This is a genomic window from Stenotrophomonas riyadhensis (genome assembly GCF_040256885.1).
GTDB classification, from domain to species: Bacteria; Pseudomonadota; Gammaproteobacteria; order Xanthomonadales; family Xanthomonadaceae; genus Stenotrophomonas; species Stenotrophomonas riyadhensis.
This window is the reverse complement of the sequence record NZ_CP155568.1, coordinates 1,359,165-1,381,144: the sequence shown is the minus strand read 5'-3', so window position 1 is coordinate 1,381,144 and position 21,980 is coordinate 1,359,165. Positions and strand designations below refer to the sequence as shown.

Sequence of the window (21,980 nt, the reverse complement as noted above, 5' to 3'; positions counted from 1 at the left end):
CCAACTTAACCTGCGGGACACCCGGATGGGATATGCTGCGCGGCAACATATGACCATACATATTCGGTCGTCATGCTCTATCAACTGCACGAACTGACCCGCAACCTGCTCGCCCCCTGGGTGCACCAGGCCCAGGCCAACGCCAGGTTCTTCGCCAACCAGGGCCACTGGTGGTCGCAGATGCCCGGCGCTGATCGCCTGGCGGCGGTCAATGAACTCTTCCATCGCATCGGCAAGGATTACGAGAAGCCCGAGTGGGGCATCAACGAAATCGACGTCGAGGGCGAGCGCGTGCCGATCGTCGTGCACGAGGAAGTGAGCAAGCCGTTCTGCAAGCTGCTGCGCTTCAAGCGCCACAGCAATGAAGCCGACCAGCTGCACACCATGCTCAACCAGCCGTTCGTGCTGGTGGTGGCGCCGCTGTCCGGCCACCACGCCACGCTGCTGCGCGATACCGTGCGCACCCTGCTGCGCGACCACCGCGTGTACGTCACCGACTGGGTCGATGCGCGCATGGTGCCGTCCAGCGAAGGCGAGTTCGGCCTGGACGACTACATTGCCTACATCCAGGAGTTCATCCGCCACCTCGGCGTGGAGCGCCTGCACGTGGTCAGCGTGTGCCAGCCGACCGTGCCGGTGCTGGCGGCAGTTTCGCTGATGGCCAGCCGTGGCGAGCCGACGCCGCGCACGCTGGTGATGATGGGTGGCCCGATCGATGCACGCTGCAGCCCGACCGCAGTGAACAACCTGGCCACGCAGAACCCGCTGTCGTGGTTCGAGAACAACGTCATCCACACCGTGCCGGCCAGCTATCCCGGCGCCGGCCGTCGCGTGTACCCGGGCTTCCTGCAGCACGCAGGCTTCCTGTCGATGAACCCGAGCCGCCACTTCAGCTCGCACTGGGACTTCTACACCGACCTGGTCAAGGGCGACCTGGAAGACGCCGACGCACACCGTCGTTTCTACGACGAGTACAACGCGGTGCTGGACATGCCGGCCAAGTACTACCTGGATACGATTTCCGTGGTGTTCCAGGACTTCCTGCTGCCGCGTGGCGAGTGGGTGGTCAACGGCGAGAAGGTCGATCCGTCGGCGATCCGCGATACCGCGCTGCTGAGCATCGAAGGCGAGCTGGACGACATCGCCGGCCTCGGCCAGACCGAAGCCGCGCAGGCGCTGTGCACCGGCATCACTGCAGACCGCCGCGAGCATTTCATCGTCGAAGGTGCCGGCCACTACGGCATCTTCAGCGGCCGTCGCTGGCGCGAGGTGGTGTACCCGAAAGTGCGCGATTTCTTCGCCGCGCATGCCGAAGCACCTGCGGCGAAGGCTACGAAGAAGAAGAGCAACGTTACCCCGTTGCGGCGAAAGGCGGGGTAACTCGCCCAGGGTGGGTGCCGACCTTGGTCGGTACGCCCTGGTAGATGCCAACCTTGGTTGGCGCTCCCGGGGTCGGATCCCTTTCCAGCGGAAAGGGCTCTGACCCCAGCACGATCGGATCCGGGGTCAGAGCCCTGTTCTGCGAACAGGGATCCGACCCCTGACCGCTTACAGCCGCACGAGCAGGTTCTTGGCGATCAGCCCGTGCAGTTTGCCGATGCCGCGTGCCAGATGCATCGTCAGCAGCAGCAGCAGCGCCCCCGCCGCGGCAACCGCGATTGCCACCAGCGGCGAGGCCGCCATCGGCAGTACGTTCACGTCGTTGATGTACACGCCGGGGATGTCGCCACTGAAGATCGCCGCGACCGGCGCCCAGATCAGGCTCAGCGACAGCGACAGCAGCGTCACCGCGATGGTGAAGTAGATCACGCCCAGCGGCAGCATCAGCACGAAGTACAGCAGCGTCAGCCAGGTGCGGCCATCGGTGAACATGTCACCGATGCGCTGCGGCCACGTGCGGCTGCGGTCGGTGTACTGCGGCCGGCGCGGCATGCGCTCGCCCAGCAGCGCTTCCACCAGCCGCCCTTCCAGCAGTGCCAGCCCGCGCACCGAACCGAAGAACAGCACGGTCAGCGGGATGCCGATGATCAGGATCAGCAGGCCCAGCGACAGCGACAGGCCAGTCACCACCCAGGTGAAGAAGAAGATGCCGGTGGCCAGCGACAGCAGCATGTAGAACAGCGCACCGTAGGTATGCGGATCCGTCACCACGCCGAAGAAGCGCGCCAGCTGCGAACGCGGCACCGGTACCGGCGGGGGTGCGGCCGGCTCGACGCCACTGGCTTCCGCCGCCGCACGCAGCACCGGTGCGGTATCCGCACGCGGTGTACGCAGCGCGCGATTCACCGTCACTTCGGTCTCGCGGTAGATTTCGGCTACCTCGTCCGGCGCACCGTAGCTGCCGGCAACGTCGGCGATCACCTCGGCCTCGCTGCGGCCGGGCTGCGCGGCCAGTTCCGAGCGCAGGTATTCCTCGGCGTCGTACAGGGCGTCCTGCACCATCGCCGGGTCGGCGCCTTCCAGCGCCTCGCGCAGCTGCGCCAGGTACTGCGGGATGGTCGTGGGCAGGGCTCGGCCTGCCAGGCTCGGGTCGTTCATTGCGGTACCCCCTCCAACACGGAATCGACGGAATCGCGTGTGGCCTGCCAGGCCTGGCGCCATTGCGCCAGCACCTCGCGGCCACGTTCATTGATGCGGTAGTAGCGCCGCGGCGGCCCGCTGCTGGACGGCTCCACGTGGCTTTCCAGCAGGCCGGCGCCCTCCAGGTTGCGCAGCACCGGGTACAGCGCGCTCTGCTTGCCGCTCAGCACGCCCTCGCCCACCCGCTCCAGCTCCTTGGCAATGAGGTAGCCGTACAGCGGCTCCCCGGCCCGGGCCAGCACCGCCAGCAGGGCCAGCGACACCGTTCCGGCGCTGAGCTCCTTCTGGAACTTCTTCAGCTGGACATCGTCCTCGGACATGACCGGCCCTCCACTACGTTGAAGTCCACAGTAGTGCGAAGTTCGGTATAGCGAATGTGTCGTTAGTCATCGTGCCGGTTGGCGTGGCCGGGCCGCTCACGCAGAATCGAAGCCTCGTTCATGTTCCGGGGATCCCATGCCGCACCGCCGTCGCCTTGCCCTGACCGCCCTCGCCCTGTCCTGCCTGCTGCCCGCCATGGCCAGTTCGGCCACGCCCTACCGCAGCCCGCAGCAGATTCTTGATGCTTCGGCGGCCAGCGACTGGCGCACCCCGGACCCGGCCAACCTGCTGTACATGGACCTGCCGGCCGGGCGGGTGATCATCGAGCTGGCGCCGCAGTTCGCCCCGCGCCATGTCGCCAACATCCAGACCTTCGCCCACGAGCACTTCTGGGACGGCACCAGCATCTACCGCTCGCAGGACAATTTCGTGGTGCAGTTCGGCGATGCCAACGCCGATGACGCGACCAGGGCCAAACCGTTCGGCAGCGCCGCGCGCAAGCTGCCGGCCGAATTCGAACGCGCCAGCACCGGACTGAAGGTGAACGTGCTGCCGGACCGCGATGGCTGGGCGGCGCAGACTGGATTCGTCGACGGCTTCCCGGTCGGCCAGGACCCGCAGGCCGGCAAGGCCTGGCTGGCGCATTGCTACGGCATGCTCGGCGCGGGCCGCAGCAACGAGGAAGACAGCAGCATCGGCGCCGAACTCTATGTGGTAACCGGCCAGTCGCCGCGCCAGCTGGACCGCAACATCACCCTGGTCGGTCGCGTGTTGAAGGGCATGGAACTGCTCAGCGCGATCCCGCGCGGCCCGGCGCCGATGGGCTTCTACACCGACCCGAAGCTGCGCACGCCGATCGTGTCGATCCGCCGCGCCAGCGATGTGCCGGCGGCCGAGCGCACGCCGATCCAGGTGCTGCGCACCGATTCGAAGACCTTCGCCGATACGGTGGAGGCGAGACGCAATCGCGTGGATGATTTCTACAAGCGCCCGGCGGGGCATATCGATCTCTGCAATATTCCGGTGCCGGTGAAGTAACGCCGTCGCAGGTTCTGCGCGTGGCGCGTGCTGAAGGCGCTTCATTGTTCATGGGCGTTACTTTTCTTTGTACGCAAAGAAAAGTAACCAAAAGAAACGTTCCGCCAGCCGCGAGCCGGTGCTGCGCACCGGTACCCTGCGCTCCTCGGCCCGTCGAGGGACGGCGCGGGAACTCGCTACGCTCAGACACCCGCGCCTCTTCGCCCTCGCCGGACCTGCGGTGCTCGGCTCGCTCAAGGCGGACCCAACGTCCAAAGCGGCCGCATCATTCGCCGTGCATGGTCCGGCACTGTCGCTGCCCGCACTCGCGGCTGTGGCCTTTGATCTGGGTCCGCCTTGCGTGAGCCGAGCATCGCAGGGGAATCAGGGGCGAAGAGGTACCGATGTCCTGTAGAGCCGACTGTTAGTCGGCTGACTTCTGCGCACCGTCCCCTGATTCACCGAGGAGCGCAGGGTACCGGTGCGCAGCACCGGCTCGCGACCTGGCGGCGTGTTTCTTTGGTTACTTTCTTTGCACGAGCAAAGAAAGTGACACCTCTCCGCAGGCGCGGAAAAGGCCTGCCGGGCAGCGCCCGGCACTACCAGCGCTTCGGCACCCTCAGCCCTTCTGACTCACCGCCACACTACCCAGGATCAACGCACCGGCAATCAACATCTGCACCGTCACCGCTTCCCCCAGGAACAACCACGCGAACGCCGCGCCGAACAGCGGAATCAGGTAGGTCACCGTCGACGCACGCGACGGGCCGATACGGCCGATCAAACGATAGAACATCAGGAACGCCAGGCCGGTACAGGCCACGCCCAGGGCAATCGCCGCGCCCCACGCCTTGGCCGGAATCGCCGCCTGCGGCCAGTGGCTGACCGCCATCGGCAGCATCCACAGCGAAGCGCAGGACAGCGTTGCCGCCGCAGCAGCCGCCGACGGCAGCCCGGTCATGTGCCGCTTCACCAGGTTCACGCCCAGACCGTACAGCAGCGAGGCCGCCGCACCGGCCAGCACCGCGGTGCCGATACTCAGGCCAGAGACCTTGGCCGTGGCCAGTACCACCACGCCGGCGAATCCGACCAGCAACGCGCCAGCACGGCGCATGCCGATCTTCTCACCGAAGAACAGGAAGGCGATCAGCGCGGCGAACAGCACCGTCATCGCATTGCAGATCGCACCGATCGCGGCCGGTGCCTGTTCGGCGGCATAGGCGAACAGCACGAACGGCAGCGCCGAGTTGATCAAGCCGATCGGTGCCAGCCACAGCCAGCGCCGCGGCGGAAACTGCGCACGCGCCCGCCACAGGAACGGCAGCAGCACCAGCGCACCCAGCACCAGCCGCACCTCGACCAGCGCGAACGGGCCGAATGACGGCACCGCCACCCGCATGAACAGGAACGAGCAGCCCCAGATGGCGCCCAGCAGGGTCAATTCCAGCGGCGTGCGCCAGTCGCGCTCGGCCACCTGTGGGACCGCATTCATGCCCTGCCTCCGTCCATCGTCTGTTCCTCGCCAAGGCAGACAGGATCGGGCGCAGACGCCCGCCGCACAAGCGCGTAGTATCGCTGCCAGCCACAAATATGGTTTGAGGCTCGACATGCAGCTACGCCCTTCCCTGCTCCCCGCACTGGCCGTGTTCGCGGTCGCCGCGCGCCACCAGAACTTCGCCCAGGCCGCGCAGGAACTGCACCTGACCGCCAGCGCGGTCAGCCACCATGTGCGCCGCCTGGAGGAGGTGCTGGAGACCCGGCTGTTCCTGCGCCACGCCCGTGGCGTGCGCCTGACTGCCGAGGGCCGGCAGCTGGCCGACGCCGCCAGCGCCGCCTTCTCCGATGTCGCGGCCGTCGCCCATCACCTGCAACCGGATGCCGACAGCGTGCCGTTGCGGATCACCACGCTGCGCTCGCTGTCCTACTGCTGGTTGCTGCCACGGCTGCCACGCTTCACCCAGGCCTATCCGCACATCCGAATCGAACTGCACACCGGCAGCGGGCTGGACCGCTACGACGACAACGGTCCGGAAGTCGGTATCCGCTATGGCCTGGGCCAATGGCCGGGCCTGCGTGCGCAGCACCTGATGGACGACTACCTGTTCCCGGTGGCCTCACCGGCACTGGCCGGAGTCGAAGCGCTGGTCGATCCGGCGCGCATCGCCGACCTGCCGCTGCTGACCGATCTGTCGCCGCAGGGCTGGCGTGACTGGTTCCGCCATGCCGGCGTGCGCCCGCCGTCGCCACTGCCGCCGATGCACACCTTCGCCGACAGTACCGATGCGATGCGTGCTGCGGTGTACGGCATGGGCGCGGTGCTGGCACGCACCCACATCGCGCAGCCCTACCTGCAGCGCTACGAAGTGGTACGCCTGCCCGGCCCGGCACTGAAAGCGCGCTATGCGTATCACGTAGTGCACGCCGAAGGGCAACCGCCGAGCCACGCCGCGCGCCTGTTCATCGACTGGTTGCTGGAGCAGGCGCAGGACGAACGCACGCCGATTCCCGCGTTGCCGGAAAGCCTGCTCGGGCGCCCGGCCACGCACGGCTGACTGCGCCCTCACCCGCTCTTTGCTTCACGCTGGCTAGGCTGCAGGCAACCCCACACCGTATCAACGCCATGGCCATGCTGCGACTGCGCATCACCGGAACCGAAGACGACGCCCGCGCGATCAGCGACCTGCTGCTCGGCCTGGAGGGCATCGAACATGTCGAGGAAACCGACGACCTGATGCCGCACATGGACGACGACGATTCCAGTTCGGCCGGGCTGTCCGATGACATCGGCCCGGGCATCCACGAACTGGAAGTGGAAGTCGGCAACGAAAGTACCGCGCAGAAGGTGCGCGATGCGGTGCAGGAACTGGCGCTGGAGCTGGATGTGTTCGTCGAGTACGAGACCGACGAGGGCTGATGCCGGCGGGCTGCCGGCATCGACCTTTTCCTCAAAGGGTGGGCGGCAGCGTGCGACGGCGGCGACGCCACCACGCCCGGATACCCCAGGCCACGACCAGGGCCAGCACGCCCACCGGCAGCAACGCTGCGACCGCGCGGATCAGGAACGCAACGCTGGTGCTGAGGATGCTGCCCGACTCGCTCAGCGCCTCACCGATCTCGCTGCGACTGCGCTGGCCCGAGGTGGTGTCGAAGTGCATCGTGACCAGCTGTGTATCGATGCGCCGGCGCTGCTGCGCGGCATCCTTGTTGGCCTGCTCGACACCCGCCTCGATCTCCGACAGCCGCGTGGTGATCGCCATCAGGTCTTCGATCTTCAGGTCCTTGCGGTCCTGGTAGGACAGCAGCCGCGCGTGTTCCTTCTCCAGCCGCGCCTTGGTCAGTGCCGTATCGGCCACCGCCTGCGCGAGGTCCTCGGCACGCGTGTTGCGCGACTGCAGTTTGCCACCTTCACCGGCCATCGCGATCAACGGCTCGGCGCCCTTCGGCGCGATGCGTACCTTGACCTCGCCGCTGGGCTGCTCGCCACTGCGCTGGTCGACCTGCAGCACCGCGCAGTCACCGAACTTCGCGCTCTGGCAGGCCTGTGCCACCTGCTGGATGCGGGGTGCGATCTGCGCCGCTTCCAGCTGCACCTGCACGTCGTGTTCGTAGGCGAGGAATGCGCCCTCCGGTGAAGCAACGGCCGCTTCGGCGGCAGTAGCGCCTGCATCGGCCGCCACATCGCCGTGTTTGGCGCAGGCTGCCAATGCAAGCAGCAGCACCGGCATCGCCACCACGCGCGTCCACGCGTGCAGCGGCCTCACAGTGCCGCTCCGTCGTAGGACATGACGGCCAATGTGGCCAGATCCACCTGCGGTACGCAGCGCACGTTCACCGCCACCATCGGCGTGCCGGTGCGCGGATCCACCACTTCACTGTACGGCGCGACGCCACACTCGCGGCAGTGGTGGTGATCGATATGCGCCTTGTTGAAATGATAGGTGGCCACGTCCGCCGGATCGGTGGTCAGCTGGAACGCCTCGCGCGGGGCGAACCACAGCAGGCTGCCGCGGCGGCGGCACATCGAGCAGTTGCAGTCGATGACATCGCTGATTGGCGCCTCGGCCTGTACGGTGAATGCGATCCTGCCGCAATGGCAGCTTCCCTGGTATTCCATGTCCTGCGCTCCGCTGGAGAGTCCCTGTCTGCGCCCATGGTAATCCTATGGCACGGGGACAAAGCAGCCCCGGGGCCCTATGCTCGGGGTTTGACCCTGTACAGGAACGCCGATGCGCCCGCATCTCCTTGCCCTCGCCCTGGTCGCCGCCCTGGCCGGTTGCCAGCCGGCCGACGCCCCGACCAACGGTTCCACCCCGGCCGCCAGCCAGCAGGCCGGTGACGCGGCGGTCGATGCCGCCTTCGCCGACCTGTCCAAGCGCGCCCTGGACACCTGGATGCAGCTTTCGCCGGTCAGCGCCACCCAGATCGGTGACCACCGCTACGACAGCGAGCTGGACGACCTGAGCGCCGCCGGCCAGCAGAAGACCGTGGCCGCCTACAAGGCATTGCTGGGCGAGCTGGACAAGATCGAGGTGGCCAAGCTGGGCCGCGAGAACCAGGTGGACGCAGCGATCCTGCGCAACCAGCTGCAGTCGGAAATCTGGAACGCCGAAGTGCTGCAGTCCGGCAAGTGGGACCCGCAGCTGTACAACGGCATCGCCGGCAGCGCGATCTACGGCCTGATGGCGCGCGAGTTCGCGCCGCTGCCGGAGCGCCTGAAGTCGGCCACCGCACGCATGGAAAAGCTGCCGGCGATCTTCGCCCAGGCCCGCGAGAACCTGGATCCGGCCCGCGTGCCGAAGATCCATGCCGAGACGGTGGCCAAGCAGAACAAGGGCATCCTCAGCATCGTCGATACCTTCATCACCCCGCACATCGGTGAACTGCCGCAGGCCGACCAGCAGCGCCTGCAGGCCGCCATCGACGGCCTGAAGAAGGCCGTGGACGAACAGCAGACCTGGCTGGACAAGACCCTGGTGCCGAATGCCAAGGGCGACTTCCGCATCGGTGCGGAAAAGTACGACCAGAAGCTGAAGTTCGCGCTGAGCTCCTCGCTGTCGCGCCAGGAGATCGGTGAGCGTGCACGCGCCGAACTCAAGCGCGTGCGCGAAGACATGTACGGCATCGCGCAGACCGTGCTGAAGGACAAGCCGGGTGCGCCGGAAATGCCGGCCCAGCCGACCGACGAGCAGCAGCAGAAGGCGATCGAGGCGGCACTGGAACTGGCCTACGCCGACAAGCCAGCGCGCGACAAGGTGGTCGACGATGCGAAGGCCGCGCTGGAGCAGTCCACCGCGTTCGTGCGCGAGCACGACCTGGTGACCCTGCCCGATGCGCCGGTGGACATAATCCTGATGCCGGAATTCCAGCGTGGCGTGGCCGTGGCCTACTGCGATTCGCCGGGCCCGCTGGACAAGAACCTGAAGACCTTCTACGCCGTGTCGCCGATTCCGGACGACTGGAACGAGAAGCAGGTCGACTCGTTCCTGCGTGAATACAACTCGCGCATGATCCACCTGCTGAGCATCCACGAAGGCACCCCGGGCCACTACCTGGAAGGCTGGCACTCGGCCAAGTTCCCCTCGACCCTGCGTGCGGTGCTGCGTTCGGGCCTGTTCGCCGAAGGCTGGGCGGTCTACACCGAGCGCATGATGCAGGAGCAGGGTTACCTCAACAACGACCCGCTGTTCCACCTGGTACAGCTGAAGTTCTACCTGCGCACGATCTCCAACGCGATCCTCGACCAGGGCGTGCACGTGGACAACTGGGATCGCGAGAAGGCGATGCACCTGATGACCCACGACGCGTTCCAGCAGGAAAGCGAAGCCGCCGGCAAGTGGGTGCGCGCGCAGCTGACGTCGGCGCAGCTGCCGACCTACTTCGTCGGTGCGCAGGAACACTTCGACACCCGCAAGGCGGTGCAGGAGAAGCTGGGCGACAAGTTCAACCTGAAGGCCTACCACGACCAGGTGCTGTCCTACGGCGCCCCGCCGGTGCGTTTCGCACGCCAGCTGATGCTGGACCAGCCGATCGAGTGATCGGGACGGTGTGAGATGAAGCGGAGCGGCCCGGGGAAACCCGGGCCGCTTTTTTTATTCGCCCCTGCTTGGGCTACTGCCGGGTCAGAGCAGATGGATGTACATTTTCTTTGAGCCCAGCCGCAGATCCACGAAGTACTCGGCACCACAGCCACGACAGGCTGCAGGGCAATCCTCATCGCTGCCCCGCTCGTTTTCCAATGAGCCAGCCACTACCGGGTATCCGCACTCGAAACAGTTGAAAGCCACATGGTTGCCATGCGGATCAGCAGGGATCTCGTCACCCTCACCGTCCATCACGAGAAAATCAGTGATTCTCATCGCCACTCCCTCCGGCTGAATTGATGACGACAGACTAGCCGACTCTTGAGCTTCAGGCGCCACTCCGGTCCTGAACACCTGCAAACCGGGCCTGTGCGGCCTCACAACTGGCAAACGACTCCGGGCGCATCGTTCGCATCGCCTCCCCGTCCCTGCAGGTTCCCATGCCCTCCCTGGTGCTACGCCTTGGCCTCCTCTCCGCTGCCTTGGCGGCCGCCCCTGCCTACGCCGCCTGCCCCCCGCCACCGGCTGGATACCCCGACATCCGCGCCCTGGGCTACTACACCGACAAGGCTGGATCGGTGATCGACCCGGTACTGCACCAGCAGAACAAGGACGCCACTGCGCCGCTGGACCGCTATGCCGCCGACGTGGCGCGCATGAGCGATGACTACCTGCGCACCGGTGACCCGGCAGCGGCACAGTGCACGCTGAGCTGGCTGGGTGCGTGGGCCGATGATGGCGCCATGCTCGGGCAGATGATCCGGGTCAACAACGATCAGTCGTTCTACATGCGGCAGTGGATGCTCGATGCGGTAGCCATGGCTTACCTGAAGGTGCATGACCAGGCCAACCCGCAGCAGCGCGCGCGTATCGATCCGTGGCTGCAGAAGCTGGCACGGGCCAACCTGGCGTACTGGGACAACCCGAAACGGCGCCGCAACAACCACTACTACTGGGGCGGTCTGGGCGTACTGGCCACCGGCCTGGCCACCGACGACGAGGCCTTGTGGCAGGCCGGCCACGCCGCCTTCCAGAAGGGCATCGATGACATCCAGGACGATGGCAGCCTGCCGCTGGAGATGACCCGTGGACAGCGTGCCCTGCACTACCACGACTACGCATTGGCGCCGCTGGTGATGATGGCTGAGCTGGCGCGGCTGCACGGCCAGGACGGGTACGCCAGCGGGGATCACGCCATCGACCGCCTTGCCCGCCGCGTCATCGAAGGCAGCAAGGACCCTGCATGGTTCAACGAACACACCGGCGTTGCACAGCTGCCCCTGCAGGCCAGCGGCTGGGTCGAGTTCTACCGGTTGCGATCACCGGATGGCGGCCTGTTCAATGCCGCGCATGCACGCGGCCCGTTCCACTCGCCACGGCTCGGCGGCGACCTTACGCTGATGGCCACGCATGGCATCGTGCGCACGCCGCTGCGTTAGCAGCGTGCCTCAGCGCGATGCCGGATGCAGCAGGCGTTGGAACTCGGCGACGGTGCACCCCTGAGCCGCGCACCCCGGCACACGAAGCGCGACGCGGCCCGGCGGCTGCGCGTTGGTCAGCGACAGCGCATCGCGCAGCTGCGCGGTGGTCGGGTAGACGTAGGCCAGGCGGATCCGTTCCAGCCCGCTGTGGCGATCACGCCAGCGCTCGAACTGCAGCAGGCCGCCGATCGGCGTCTTCTCGTACTGGCCCGGCAGGCTGTAGTCGCTGATTCCCAACGCCGCCAGCACCGAACCGATATTGGAATCGTGACCGACCAGCAGGCTCACTTTCGGCGATGCGGGATCTTCCAGCAACGCATCCACGCGTGCCAGCAACGGTCCGGCCACATCCCGCGCCACCTCGGGCGTTCCGAACAGGATGTCCTGGTAGCGGTTGCGGATCTGCGCCAGCGCCTGCCATTGCGCCTCGGTGGTCAACCGGCCCCAGCCTTCGCGGGGGATGCCACTGCCCTGGTAGTGCTCCATCAACAAGGCATCGACCAGCCCGCTGGCCAGAGCCAGTGATCCGGAGACGCGTGGCTCCTTTCCCGGTTCCGCGCTGAAGGTGGTGTCGGACAGCGCCAGATTGCAGTCGTTGTGCCCCTTGCATGCCGCCGACTGCGGATAGCGGGTGATCTCCTCCACCACGGACAGTGCCGGTGCCAGATCGGATGCGGACAGCGCCTGCTGCATCGCCGATGCCGCACGTGCGCGGAACGCCGCGTCATCGCGGTGGATCACCGGATTGAACAGCGGGTCCATCGTGCCCAGCGGCATGCGTTGCTCGACCGCAACATGGCAGCCCGGGAAGGCACCGGCAACGAAGAACTGCGCGGTGGCCTGGGTGCGCTGCAGGCTGTTGGCGTACGCGTGGAAGTCATCCTCCTGCGGGCAACCCGACACCGGCAACAGCTGCGCCTGGCGCAGCCACTGGGCGATGTAGCGGCCCATGTAAACCTCCAGCACGCCTCCCTTGGTAGTCAGCTCGCCCGGTGCCACCTCCCAGCGCGGCCAGGCCTCGGGCGTCGCATTGGCCAGCGCGCCGGAGGCTACCACCGGCGCGCGCAGGTTGTGACGGCTGAGCAGGACGACCTGCTTGAGCTGGTCGCCGTCCATGGGTGCCGGCGCAGCCGTGGCAACCGTGGCAACCAGGCTGAGTGCCAGCAACAGGGAGCGCAGGGGGCGGATCATGCAGGTCTCCGGAAACACGCTGGGGTCAGAGCCCTTTCCTGCGGAAAGGGATCCGACCCCGAAGCGATCATTGATCGGCAGCAACAAATCCACCGGTCTGCCGCGCCCACAACCGTGCGTACAGGCCACCGGCTGCAATCAGCTCGGCATGGGTGCCGGTCTCGACGATGCGTCCCTGGTCCATCACCACCAACCGGTCCATGCGCGCGATGGTCGACAGCCGGTGCGCGATCGCGATCACCGTCTTGCCGCCCATCAGCTCATCCAGGCTGTCCTGGATCGCCGCTTCCACTTCCGAGTCCAGTGCCGAGGTTGCTTCGTCCAGCACCAGGATCGGTGCGTCCTTCAGCAGCACGCGGGCAATGGCGATGCGTTGGCGCTGGCCACCGGACAGCTTCACGCCGCGCTCGCCGACATGTGCGTCGTAGCCACGACGCCCCTGCCCGTCCACCAGCGTATCGATGAAGGCTTCGGCACGCGCCTTGGCCACGGCTGCGCGCAACTGCGCATCGGTCGCGTCGGGGCGACCGTACAGCAGGTTGTCGCGGATCGAGCGATGCAGCAGCGACGTGTCCTGGGTAACCACGCCGATCTGCTGGCGCAGGCTTTCCTGGGTGACGTAGGCAATGTCCTGGCCGTCGATCAGGATGCGGCCGCTTTCCAGGTCGTACAGGCGCAGCAGCACATTGACCAGGGTCGACTTGCCGGCACCCGAGGGACCGACCAGGCCGATCTTCTCGCCCGGCTTCACCACCAGGTCGAGGCCGGCGATCACGCCGCCCTTCTTGCCGTAGTGGAAATGGATGTCCTGGAAGTGCACGCCACCACGGGTCACCTGCAACGGGACCGCATCCTCGCGATCCTGCACCGTCAGCGGCTGCGCGATGGTGGTGATGCCGTCCTGCACCGTGCCGATGTCCTCGAAGATGCCGTTGATGGTCCACATGATCCAGCCGGACATGTTGTGGATGCGGATCACCAGACCGGTCGCCAGGGTGATCGCACCGACGGTGATGTGGCCGCCATTCCACAGCCACAGCGCCAGCCCGCAGGTACCGGCGATCAGGAAACCGTTGACGATGGCGATGGTCAGGTCCATGCCGGTGGTCACCCGGGTCTGCGCGCGGTGCTTGACCGCCAGTTCCTGGATCGACTCGGCCACGTAGGCCTGCTCGCGCCCGCCATGGGCGAACAGCTTCAACGTGGGAATGTTGGTGTAGCCATCGACGATGCGGCCCATCGCCTTGGAACGCGCTTCGGACGCAATCCAGGCCCGTTCCTTCGCGCGCGGCACGAAGTAGACCAGGATCACCGCATAGGCCAGCAGCCACAGGATCAGCGGCACCATCAGCCGCCAGTCGGCCTGCGCGAACAGGTACAGCGCGGTGCCGGTGTAGACCACGATGTACCAGAGCGAATCGACCATCTGCACCGCCGATTCGCGCAGCGAGGTACCGGTCTGCATCACCCGGTTGGCGACGCTGCCGGCAAAGTCGTTCTGGAAGAAGCTCAGGCTCTGCCGCACCACGTAGTTGTGCATCAGCCAGCGCGAGCGGTTGCTCAGGCCGGGCACGATGGCCTGGTTGACCAGCAGGTTGTGCAGGCCGACCAGGATCGGCCGCGCGATGACCGTGATGAACAGCATCCAGCCCAGGTCGTTGGCATGGCGCTTGAAGAAGTCGGCACCGGGCTGCTCGGCGACCATGTCGACGATGCGGCCCAGGTAATCGAACATCGCCACTTCCACCAGCGCCAGCAGCAGGCCGGCGATGAGCGTGGCCAGCAGCACCGGCCACACCGGGCGCAGGTAGTGCAGGTAGAACGGCAGCACCTTGCGCGGAGGCATCCGCCCGTCCACGGGCGGGAACACCGGAATCAGGGATTCAAACCAACGGAACATCGCATTCCCTCGCCATCTTTAGCTGGCGGAGTATCCCATGCCGCATGTGTACGCCGGCCGACGATCGCTGCGGCTGCGGTCGTGCCGGCCGCTGGCCGGCAACCTTGTGACGCATCCGGGGATCATGAGGTTGCCGGCCAGCGGCCGGCACTACCCATCGGATTCGTCAAACGTCAGCGCCGGGCCACGCCCGGCGGCGTCATTTCACTGGGGTGAACAGCAGGTCCTGGAAATCGAAACTGAAATCGGTCAGGTCGGAAATCGGCTGCATGCGCACCTCGCGCACCTTGCCGTCCGGGTCCAGGCTGAAGTTCACGAACGCGTCGGCGTTGAGCGAACGGTCGTCCCAGCGCACGATGAAGGTGTCGTGCTGCCAGTGCTCCAGGCGACCGCTCAACTGCGCGGTCTTGGCAAAGCGCAGGCGCAGTCCCTTGCCCTCGGCACTGACCTGCATGTCGCCATACCAGCGGTCGCGGAACGTGCCTGTGTAGCCGGCCAGCGCCAGCGACGGCCTGCTGCCCTTGTCGCGCGCGCTCTGGTGCTTGGCCCACGCCTCGTCGGCCTTGTCCTGTCCCTTGGCCACGGCCTTGGCATAGGCGTCCACCCAGTCATGCTTTTCACCGCCCAGGTAGGCATCGAGCACACTCAGGGTGATCGCATTGAACGCCGCGCCCACTTCCTGATTGGTCAGCACCACCACGCCCAGTTTCTCGCCCGGTACCAGGGTCAGCCGCGAGACCATGCCCGGCCAGCCACCGGTGTGCCAGACCAGCTTCTGCCCGCGGTAGTCGCTCAGGCTCCAGCCTTCGCCATAGCCGGCGAAGTTGGCCCGCGCCGGTGCCAGCTCCGGCACGCTCGGCGCCGGGATCGACTGCGGGGTGATCATCCGCCACATCTGCTGCTGGCTCTTCTCGGAGAACAACGGCGTGCCGTCGGCCAGTTTGCCTTCGGCCAGCTGCACCTGCATCCAGCGCGCCATGTCGTGCGCGCTGGAATAGATGCCGCCGGCGCCGGCATTGTTCGACCAGGTCAGCGGCGCGACAGTGCGCAGGTCCTTGAAATCGTACTTGGCGTGGCCGACCGCCGCCTTGTCGCCCGGCTTCAGGTGGTCGGCGTTGTAGCGCGTGCCAACCATGCCCACCTTGTCGAAGATGCGGGTCTGCAGGAACTGCTGGTAACTCATGCCGGAAACATGCTCGATCACCTGCTGGGCGACCGCGTACAGGATGTTGTCGTACGCATAGCCCTCGCGGAATCCACCCTTCAGCGGCACCTTGCCCAGCCGTTCCACCACTTCGGCATTGCTGTAGGAGGTGGTCGGCCAGAACAACAGGTCACCGGCGCCCAGGCTCAGTCCGCTGCGATGCGACAGCAGGTCGCGGATCGTCATCTGCCCGGTCACGAACGGGTCGGACATGCGGAACGACGGCAGGTGGTCGATCACCTTGTCGTCCATCTTCAGTTTGCCGTCCTCGGCCAGCAGGTTCAGCGAAGTGGCGGTGAACGCCTTGGTGTTGGAAGCAATGGCGAACAGCGTATCGGCCTGCACCGGTTCCGGCTTGCCCTGCTCGCGCACGCCCCAGCCGCGTTCCAGCACCACCTGGCCGTCCTTGACCACGGCCACGGCGACGCCGGGCACGTCGAACTGCGTGCGCACGCGCTCGACGGTCGCATCCAGGTCCTGCAGCTGCGCCGGGGTCGCCGCGCTTGCCATGGTCGTGCATGCCAGCAGCACGGCTCCTCCAATCCAGGTTTTCATCCAGCACCATCTCCGAACAGGGGTAGCGGCCATGTGCAGGCCGTCACCAGGGTTTCGCAGGATGGTAACGGTCTGCGGCGCAGCCTGCCCTGTGCCATAGGAGGGGTGCCATGGGCGGGAACGGCCAACCAGACAACGGATCCACCATCATTCCATGCCTGCGCTATCGCGACGCGCAGGCGGCCATCGACTGGCTGCAGCGCGCCTTCGGCTTCCATGCCCAGGCCGTCTACGCGGAGGGCGATACGGTGTTCCATGCGCAGCTCACCTTCGGCCACGGCATGATCATGCTCGGCTCGGCCGACAAGGAAAGCGAGTGGAACCAGCATGCGGCGATGCCTGACGAGGTCGGCGGCCGCCAGACCCAGAGCGCCTGCGTGATCGTCACCGATGCCGATGCGCACTACGCCCGGGCCAAGGCCGCCGGGGCACGCATCGTCATCGACATTGCTGACCAGGACTACGGCGGACGCGGCTACGCCTGCGCCGACCCGGAAGGCTATCTGTGGTGGTTCGGCAGCTACGACCCGTGGCGCGCGGACCACGACCAGTGACCGCGACCGCCCGTCCGGCGGAGATCCGCTGCGGCATCGGTGGCTGGGTGTTTCCCGAATGGCGTGGCGGCATGTTCTATCCGCCAGGCCTGCCGCAGCGCGAAGAGCTGGCCCATGCCAGCCGCGCCCTGCGCTGCATCGAAATCAACGGCACCTTCTACCGCACGCCCACTGCGGCGCAGTGTGCGCACTGGGCCGCGCAGACGCCGGAAGGCTTCCGGTTTTCGATGAAGGCGCCACGCTACCTGGTACAGCGCCGTGACCTGTCCAGCACCGTGGAGGCGGCCGCACCGTTCCTTGAGGCGGCGTTGGCGCTCGGTGACCGGCTCGGCCCGTTGCTGTGGCAGTTCGATCCGCGCCATCCGGCCGATGCCGATGCATTGTGCGCGCTGATGGCGCAGCTGCCGAAACAGCTGGAAGGGGTGTCGCTGCAGCATGCGCTGGAGGTCCGCAACGCCGAGGCACATGGCCCGGCACTGGTCGCCGCCGCCCGTCGACACGGCGTGGCGCTGGTGATCGAGGACAGCGACGAGGCCCCCCTGCACGGTGACGTCAGTGCCGGTTTCGTCTACGCACGGATCAAGCGCAGCCAGGCCCGCTTGAACGAGGGCCTGCCGGCGCCGGTGCAGCAGCGTTGGGTGGAACGCGCAACGCGCTGGTCACAGGGCGAGCCGGTGGAGGACCTGCCCTGCCTGGCCGCGCCGGCTCCGGAAACTCCGCGCGAGGTCTACCTGCTGTGCATCGGTGCTGGCAAGGCACGCAACCCGGCGGCGGCGATGGCCCTGCAGCGGCGGGTAGATGGGGCCAGCAAATCCTCACGCGGATAGCGCTGCGGTCATCGCCTTGCCTCACAATAGGCGGATGAGCACACCCGACACCCGCAAAGCGCTGTGGCAGATCCACTTCTGTGTCCTGCTGTGGGGCGTCACCGCTATCCTCGGCAAGCTGATCACCCTGCCGGCGCTGCCGCTGGTGTGGTGGCGCATGCTGCTGGTGACGGCGATGCTGGCCCTGCTGCCGCGGGTCTGGCGCGGGTTGCGTACCCTGCCACTGCGACTGGTGGCCGGTTATGCCGGCATCGGCGCGCTGGTCGCCCTGCACTGGCTGACCTTCTACGGCGCGGTGAAACTGGCCAATGCCTCGGTGGCCGCCACCTGCATTGCACTGGCCCCGGTGTTCACCTCGATCATCGAACCCTGGGTGGCCAAGCGGCCGTTCCAGCTGCGTGAACTGGCGTTCGGCCTGGCGGTGCTGCCGGGCGTGGCACTGGTGGTCGGTGGCGTGCCCGATGGCATGCGCCTGGGCGTGTTGATCGGCGCGATATCGGCGCTGCTGGTGGCGGTGTTCGGCTCGCTCAACAAGCGCATGGTCAGCCACGCCGATCCGCTCACGGTCACCGCGCTGGAGCTGGGTGCGGGCACCCTCACCCTGACCCTGCTGGCACCGCTGATGCCCTACCTGCTGCCGGCGCTGGCCAGCCCACTGTGGGTGGTCCCGGACCTGCACGACGGCATCCTGCTGCTGGTGCTGGCCGGGTTCTGCACGCTGCTGCCGTTCGCCCTGGCCCTGGTCGCACTGCGCCACCTGAGCGCCTATACGGTGCAGCTGGTGACCAACCTGGAGCCGGTCTATGCGGTGGTGCTGGCGGTGGTGCTGCTGCGCGAGCAGCACGAAGTCACCCCGTGGTTCTACCTGGGCGTGGCGATCATCGTCGGCGCGGTATTCCTGCATCCGTTGTTGAACCGCCGCAAGCCGGTGCAGCATCCGGAAATTCTTGGTACGGCCGAAGCACGCAACATCGCCGATTGAGTGCCTCCGCGCCGGGCGTGGATGGCCGTATCAACGCTGCGGCCAGTGCCATGCAGGGGCATCCAGCAGGCCCTGCCCGCTCAACAGCGTGCGCCCCTGTTCCTTGTGCAGATGCAGCGAATGACAGCCGGGCGCCTGCTCCAGTGCTGCGATCAGGCGGCTGGCGTGTGAGACCACCCACACCTGGCTGCGTGCACTTGCAGCGATGATCAGTCGCGCCAGCGCTGGCAGCAGGTCCGGATGCAGGCTGGTCTCCGGCTCGTTGAGCACCAGCAGCGGTGGCGGGCGTGGCGTGTGCAACGCAGCGGCCAGCAGCAGGAAGCGCAGCGTGCCGTCGGACAGTTCGGCCATCGACAGCGGCCGCAGCAGCCCCGGCTGGTGGAAGCGCAGGGCCAATCGACCGTCCAGTTCCCCGAAGCCGACCGTGGCGCCGGGGAAGGCATCATCAACGCTGCGTGCCAACGCGACCGGATCTCCGACCTCGAGAATGGTCACCCAGGCCGCCGCCAGATCCCGCCCGTCGTGGTGCAGTACCGGCGTGCGCGTAGCCATCGCCGGCTGCCGCGCCGGGGCATCGGCATCACTGCGGAAATGGTCGTAGAAGCGCCAGCGGCGGATGTACTCACGCAAGGCGATGGTTTCCGGCATGCGCTGCGGATCGCCGACCTGGGTGAACAGGCTGTCGAACAGCGACAACCGGTCATCCACGAGATCCCAGCCGCGCGCATGGCGTTGCCGTACCATCGCCCCGCGACGATCGACCAGCAGATTGGCGCTGCGCAGGAACGGCCCGGCCCAGATCGCCTCGGCCTTGATCTGCGGATCCAGCGCAAACGCCGAACGGCTGGGTGGCGGGTAGCCCAGGTCGATGGCATAGCCGAACTCGTCGGTGGTGAAGCCCAGCTTCAGCCCCACCGATGACTGCCGGGGCCCTCCCTGCAGCGGGATCTCGCCGGCCGCGACCCGACGATCGATGGATTCGGGACCGGCCCACAGCGCCGAACCGAGCCCACCTTCACGGGCCAGCACCGCCGCGACGCCGCCCTGCGCGGTCTCCGCCAGCAGGCGCAGCGCGCGGTACAGGCTGGACTTGCCACTACCGTTGTCACCGGTCACCACGTTCAACTGCTGCAACGGCAGTACCAGCCCGTGCAGCGAGCGATAGTGGGCGATGGCCAGGGTCTGCAGCATGGCTGGTGTCCGTGGAAACAGGGACGTCATGCTGGCCGGTTCTGATCGCAGGAGCTGCGACGCGACGTGAATCGGGAAGAGCATCCACGCATGGCGTGGATCTACTGGAACGGCATCGAATCATCCGCACGTCGCATGCGTTCAGCGCGCGAGTCGCCGGTGTTTCAGCCCGCCAGCTCCACCCGGTTGCGGCCATTGCCCTTGGCGCGGTACAGCGCCTTGTCGGCACGGGCCAGCATCGCGTCCACGCTTTCACCGGCGTGATGCTGGGCAACGCCGATGCTGATCGTGACCGGGAAACCCAGCGGAAGATCCGCCACGGCCAGGCGCAGGAATTCGCATTGCAGTTCGGCCGTGCGCAGATCGGTGCCCGGCATCACCGCCACGAACTCTTCGCCGCCATAGCGCGCCGCCATGCCACGGCCAGCGAAATGCGAGCGCAGCAGCACGCCGAGCTCGGCCAGCACCCGGTCGCCGGTGGCATGCCCCTGGAAATCGTTGATGTGCTTGAAATGGTCGATGTCGAGCAGCGCCACGCAGGCCACGCCCGGTTGCCCATCGATCTCCACCACCGCCTCTTCCAGTGCCGCCGCCATCGCGCGGCGGTTGGGCAGGCCGGTCAACGCATCGGTGCGGCTCTGCTCGGCCAGGTCGGCATTCTGCGCCAGCAGCACGTCCTGGTACTCCGACAGCAGGCGCTCGTAGTCATCGCGTTCCAGCATGTGCTTCTGGATGTCGAGCGCGAAACGGCGCAGCTCCATCACCAGCATCACCTGCCGTGACAGTGCGGCCAGTGCCTCGGCCTTGTCGCTGGGCAGGTGCTGCGGATGTGCATCGAACACGCACAGCGTGCCCAGAGGCAGTCCATCGGAACTGATCAATGGCGCACCGGCGTAGAAGCGGATGTGCGGGTCGCCGGTCACTACCGGGTTGTCGTGGAAGCGGATGTCCTGCAACGCGTCCTCGACCACCATGATTTCCTGCGGCTGCAGGATGGCGTGGCCACACATCGATTCGCTGCGCAGGTTCTCCGCCGCGTCGATGCCCTGGATCGACTTGAACCACTGCCGTTCGACGTCGATGAGGGTCACCGCCGCCATCGAGGTACCGCAGACCGCCTTGGCGATCGCCACCAGGTCGTCGAATGACTTCTCGCGCTGCGAATCAAGGATCCGGTAGCGGTACAGCGCCTCGAGCCGAAGGGCTTCGTTGGCAGGCTTGTCGGGCTTGATCATGCAGCGTCACATTCCGGCAGGTCACTGCGGAGTCTAGCCGATGTAGAGCCGAGCCCATGCTCGGCTGCACCCGGACAGAAGAGCAGCCGAGCATGGGCTCGGCTCTACAGAAGCCGTTTACCAGTCCAGCTGCTTGGGCAGCAGGCCCTGCAGCTCCTGTTCGGTCAGGTTGCGCCACTGGCCCGGCTTCAGCGCACCGATCTTGATGTTGTCGATGCGCACGCGGCGCAGCTGGGTCACCCGATAGCCGAACTCGGCCGCCATCAGGCGGATCTGCCGGTTCAGGCCCTGCTGCAGGGTGATGCGGAAACCGAACTTGGCGATGCGCGAGGTCTTGCACGGCAACGTCATCTGGTCGTGGATGCGTACGCCGCGCGCCATGCCACGCAGGAACTCGTCGGTAACCGGCTTGTTCACCGCCACCAGGTACTCCTTCTGGTGGCCGTTCTCGGCACGCAGGATCTGGTTGACGATGTCGCCGTTGCTGGTCATCAGGATCAGGCCTTCGGACTCCTTGTCCAGGCGGCCGATCGGGAAGATGCGCTGTTCATGGCCGACGAAGTCGACGATGTTGCCCTTGACCGAGGTTTCGGTCGTGCAGGTGACGCCCACCGGCTTGTTCAGCGCGATGTAGACGTGGCGGCGGGCGCCGGGCTTGCGTGCGACGCGCGCGCGCAGCGGCTGGCCGTCGACCAGCACCTGGTCTTCCTCGCCCACCACCGCACCGGTGCCGGCCGCGTGGCCGTTGACGGTGACGCGGCGGGCGGCGATCAGGCGATCGGCCTCGCGGCGGGAGCAGAAGCCGGTGTCGGCGATATGTTTGTTGAGTCGGGTGGTCATCGCCCTATTATCCGGCATCGCC

21 protein-coding genes are annotated in these 21,980 nt (G+C 66.7%); 9 read left to right on the top strand and 12 right to left on the bottom strand.

What is annotated here, in order from left to right; all coding sequences use genetic code 11:
* Positions 1-72: 72 nt before the first annotated feature.
* A complete protein-coding gene (locus SriyCCGPB3_RS06455) occupies positions 73-1,380 on the top strand; it encodes a polyhydroxyalkanoate depolymerase (RefSeq protein ID WP_153856886.1) in 1,308 nt (435 codons plus the stop codon).
* Between the two features lie 168 nt (positions 1,381-1,548).
* On the opposite strand, the gene SriyCCGPB3_RS06450 is transcribed toward SriyCCGPB3_RS06455, so the two are convergent.
* Positions 1,549-2,538, bottom strand: coding sequence for a sensor domain-containing protein (locus SriyCCGPB3_RS06450; protein WP_153856885.1), 990 nt, complete (start codon positions 2,536-2,538; stop codon positions 1,549-1,551).
* The gene (locus SriyCCGPB3_RS06445) at positions 2,535-2,900 is read right to left on the bottom strand and encodes a PadR family transcriptional regulator (RefSeq protein ID WP_032128337.1); all 366 of its coding nucleotides are present in this window, start codon (positions 2,898-2,900) and stop codon (positions 2,535-2,537) included. Before SriyCCGPB3_RS06445 ends, SriyCCGPB3_RS06450 begins: the two co-directional genes overlap by 4 nt.
* 136 nt (positions 2,901-3,036) lie before the next feature.
* Between SriyCCGPB3_RS06445 and SriyCCGPB3_RS06440 the strand changes: the two genes are divergently transcribed.
* A complete protein-coding gene (locus tag SriyCCGPB3_RS06440) occupies positions 3,037-3,939 on the top strand; it encodes a peptidylprolyl isomerase (RefSeq protein ID WP_350259997.1) in 903 nt (300 codons plus the stop codon).
* A gap of 598 nt (positions 3,940-4,537) precedes the next feature.
* Here SriyCCGPB3_RS06440 and SriyCCGPB3_RS06435 read toward each other — a convergent pair.
* Positions 4,538-5,410 (bottom strand): DMT family transporter, encoded by an 873-nt coding sequence (locus SriyCCGPB3_RS06435; protein WP_049461770.1) that lies wholly within the window; start codon positions 5,408-5,410, stop codon positions 4,538-4,540.
* A gap of 115 nt (positions 5,411-5,525) precedes the next feature.
* Here SriyCCGPB3_RS06435 and SriyCCGPB3_RS06430 point away from each other — a divergent pair, with 115 nt between their 5' ends.
* On the top strand, positions 5,526-6,470 hold the full coding sequence (locus SriyCCGPB3_RS06430; protein WP_110711693.1) for a LysR substrate-binding domain-containing protein: 945 nt from the start codon (positions 5,526-5,528) through the stop codon (positions 6,468-6,470).
* 68 nt (positions 6,471-6,538) lie between these two features.
* A complete protein-coding gene (locus tag SriyCCGPB3_RS06425) occupies positions 6,539-6,832 on the top strand; it encodes a hypothetical protein (RefSeq protein WP_005408721.1) in 294 nt (97 codons plus the stop codon).
* 31 nt (positions 6,833-6,863) lie between these two features.
* Here the strand turns inward: SriyCCGPB3_RS06425 and SriyCCGPB3_RS06420 are convergent, their stop codons facing one another.
* Positions 6,864-7,643 (bottom strand): DUF4349 domain-containing protein, encoded by a 780-nt coding sequence (locus SriyCCGPB3_RS06420; protein ID WP_153856900.1) that lies wholly within the window; start codon positions 7,641-7,643, stop codon positions 6,864-6,866.
* Between the two features lie 32 nt (positions 7,644-7,675).
* Positions 7,676-8,032, bottom strand: coding sequence for a GFA family protein (locus tag SriyCCGPB3_RS06415; protein ID WP_350259996.1), 357 nt, complete (start codon positions 8,030-8,032; stop codon positions 7,676-7,678).
* 112 nt (positions 8,033-8,144) lie between these two features.
* On the opposite strand from SriyCCGPB3_RS06415, the gene SriyCCGPB3_RS06410 reads away from it, so the two are divergent.
* Entirely contained in the window at positions 8,145-9,953 is a 1,809-nt protein-coding gene (locus SriyCCGPB3_RS06410) for a DUF885 domain-containing protein (protein WP_014036483.1), read from the top strand.
* Positions 9,954-10,037: 84 nt separating this feature from the next.
* Here SriyCCGPB3_RS06410 and SriyCCGPB3_RS06405 read toward each other — a convergent pair whose 3' ends face one another.
* Positions 10,038-10,274, bottom strand: a complete 237-nt coding sequence (locus SriyCCGPB3_RS06405; protein WP_049399572.1) for a hypothetical protein — start codon at positions 10,272-10,274, stop codon at positions 10,038-10,040.
* Positions 10,275-10,438: 164 nt separating this feature from the next.
* Here SriyCCGPB3_RS06405 and SriyCCGPB3_RS06400 point away from each other — a divergent pair, with 164 nt between their 5' ends.
* Entirely contained in the window at positions 10,439-11,437 is a 999-nt protein-coding gene (locus tag SriyCCGPB3_RS06400) for a polysaccharide lyase (RefSeq protein WP_153856882.1), read from the top strand.
* A 9-nt stretch (positions 11,438-11,446) separates the two neighbouring features.
* Here the strand turns inward: SriyCCGPB3_RS06400 and agp are convergent, their stop codons facing one another.
* From agp to SriyCCGPB3_RS06385, 3 genes are all read right to left on the bottom strand, one after another.
* Positions 11,447-12,670 carry a bifunctional glucose-1-phosphatase/inositol phosphatase gene (gene agp / locus SriyCCGPB3_RS06395; RefSeq protein WP_350259995.1) on the bottom strand — a complete coding sequence of 408 codons (1,224 nt, stop codon included), beginning with the start codon at positions 12,668-12,670 and terminating at the stop codon, positions 11,447-11,449.
* A gap of 67 nt (positions 12,671-12,737) precedes the next feature.
* Positions 12,738-14,570 (bottom strand): multidrug efflux ABC transporter SmrA, encoded by a 1,833-nt coding sequence (smrA, locus tag SriyCCGPB3_RS06390; protein ID WP_110711689.1) that lies wholly within the window; start codon positions 14,568-14,570, stop codon positions 12,738-12,740.
* A gap of 199 nt (positions 14,571-14,769) precedes the next feature.
* Positions 14,770-16,329: a serine hydrolase gene (locus SriyCCGPB3_RS06385; protein ID WP_153856880.1), complete on the bottom strand. Its 1,560-nt coding sequence runs from the start codon at positions 16,327-16,329 to the stop codon at positions 14,770-14,772.
* A 110-nt stretch (positions 16,330-16,439) separates the two neighbouring features.
* On the opposite strand from SriyCCGPB3_RS06385, the gene SriyCCGPB3_RS06380 reads away from it, so the two are divergent.
* Genes SriyCCGPB3_RS06380 through SriyCCGPB3_RS06370 form a run of 3 tightly spaced genes read left to right on the top strand, consistent with a single transcriptional unit; the run spans position 16,440 to position 18,692 of the window.
* Positions 16,440-16,883, top strand: coding sequence for a VOC family protein (locus SriyCCGPB3_RS06380; protein WP_110711687.1), 444 nt, complete (start codon positions 16,440-16,442; stop codon positions 16,881-16,883).
* Entirely contained in the window at positions 16,880-17,710 is an 831-nt protein-coding gene (locus SriyCCGPB3_RS06375) for a DUF72 domain-containing protein (protein ID WP_180847627.1), read from the top strand. The genes SriyCCGPB3_RS06380 and SriyCCGPB3_RS06375 overlap by 4 nt, the downstream gene beginning before the upstream one ends.
* Positions 17,711-17,744: 34 nt before the next feature.
* Positions 17,745-18,692 carry a DMT family transporter gene (locus tag SriyCCGPB3_RS06370; protein WP_032128349.1) on the top strand — a complete coding sequence of 316 codons (948 nt, stop codon included), beginning with the start codon at positions 17,745-17,747 and terminating at the stop codon, positions 18,690-18,692.
* Positions 18,693-18,722: 30 nt separating this feature from the next.
* Here the strand turns inward: SriyCCGPB3_RS06370 and SriyCCGPB3_RS06365 are convergent, their stop codons facing one another.
* The 3 genes from SriyCCGPB3_RS06365 to SriyCCGPB3_RS06355 all read right to left on the bottom strand — a co-directional run bounded on the left by SriyCCGPB3_RS06365 (position 18,723) and on the right by SriyCCGPB3_RS06355 (position 21,958).
* Complete coding sequence (locus SriyCCGPB3_RS06365) at positions 18,723-19,883, bottom strand: AAA family ATPase (RefSeq protein WP_164162536.1); 1,161 nt, start codon at positions 19,881-19,883, stop codon at positions 18,723-18,725.
* Between the two features lie 164 nt (positions 19,884-20,047).
* A complete protein-coding gene (locus SriyCCGPB3_RS06360; RefSeq protein ID WP_110711684.1) occupies positions 20,048-21,118 on the bottom strand; it encodes a sensor domain-containing diguanylate cyclase in 1,071 nt (356 codons plus the stop codon).
* 117 nt (positions 21,119-21,235) lie between these two features.
* Positions 21,236-21,958 (bottom strand): pseudouridine synthase, encoded by a 723-nt coding sequence (locus SriyCCGPB3_RS06355; RefSeq protein WP_049424580.1) that lies wholly within the window; start codon positions 21,956-21,958, stop codon positions 21,236-21,238.
* Positions 21,959-21,980 lie beyond the last annotated feature (22 nt).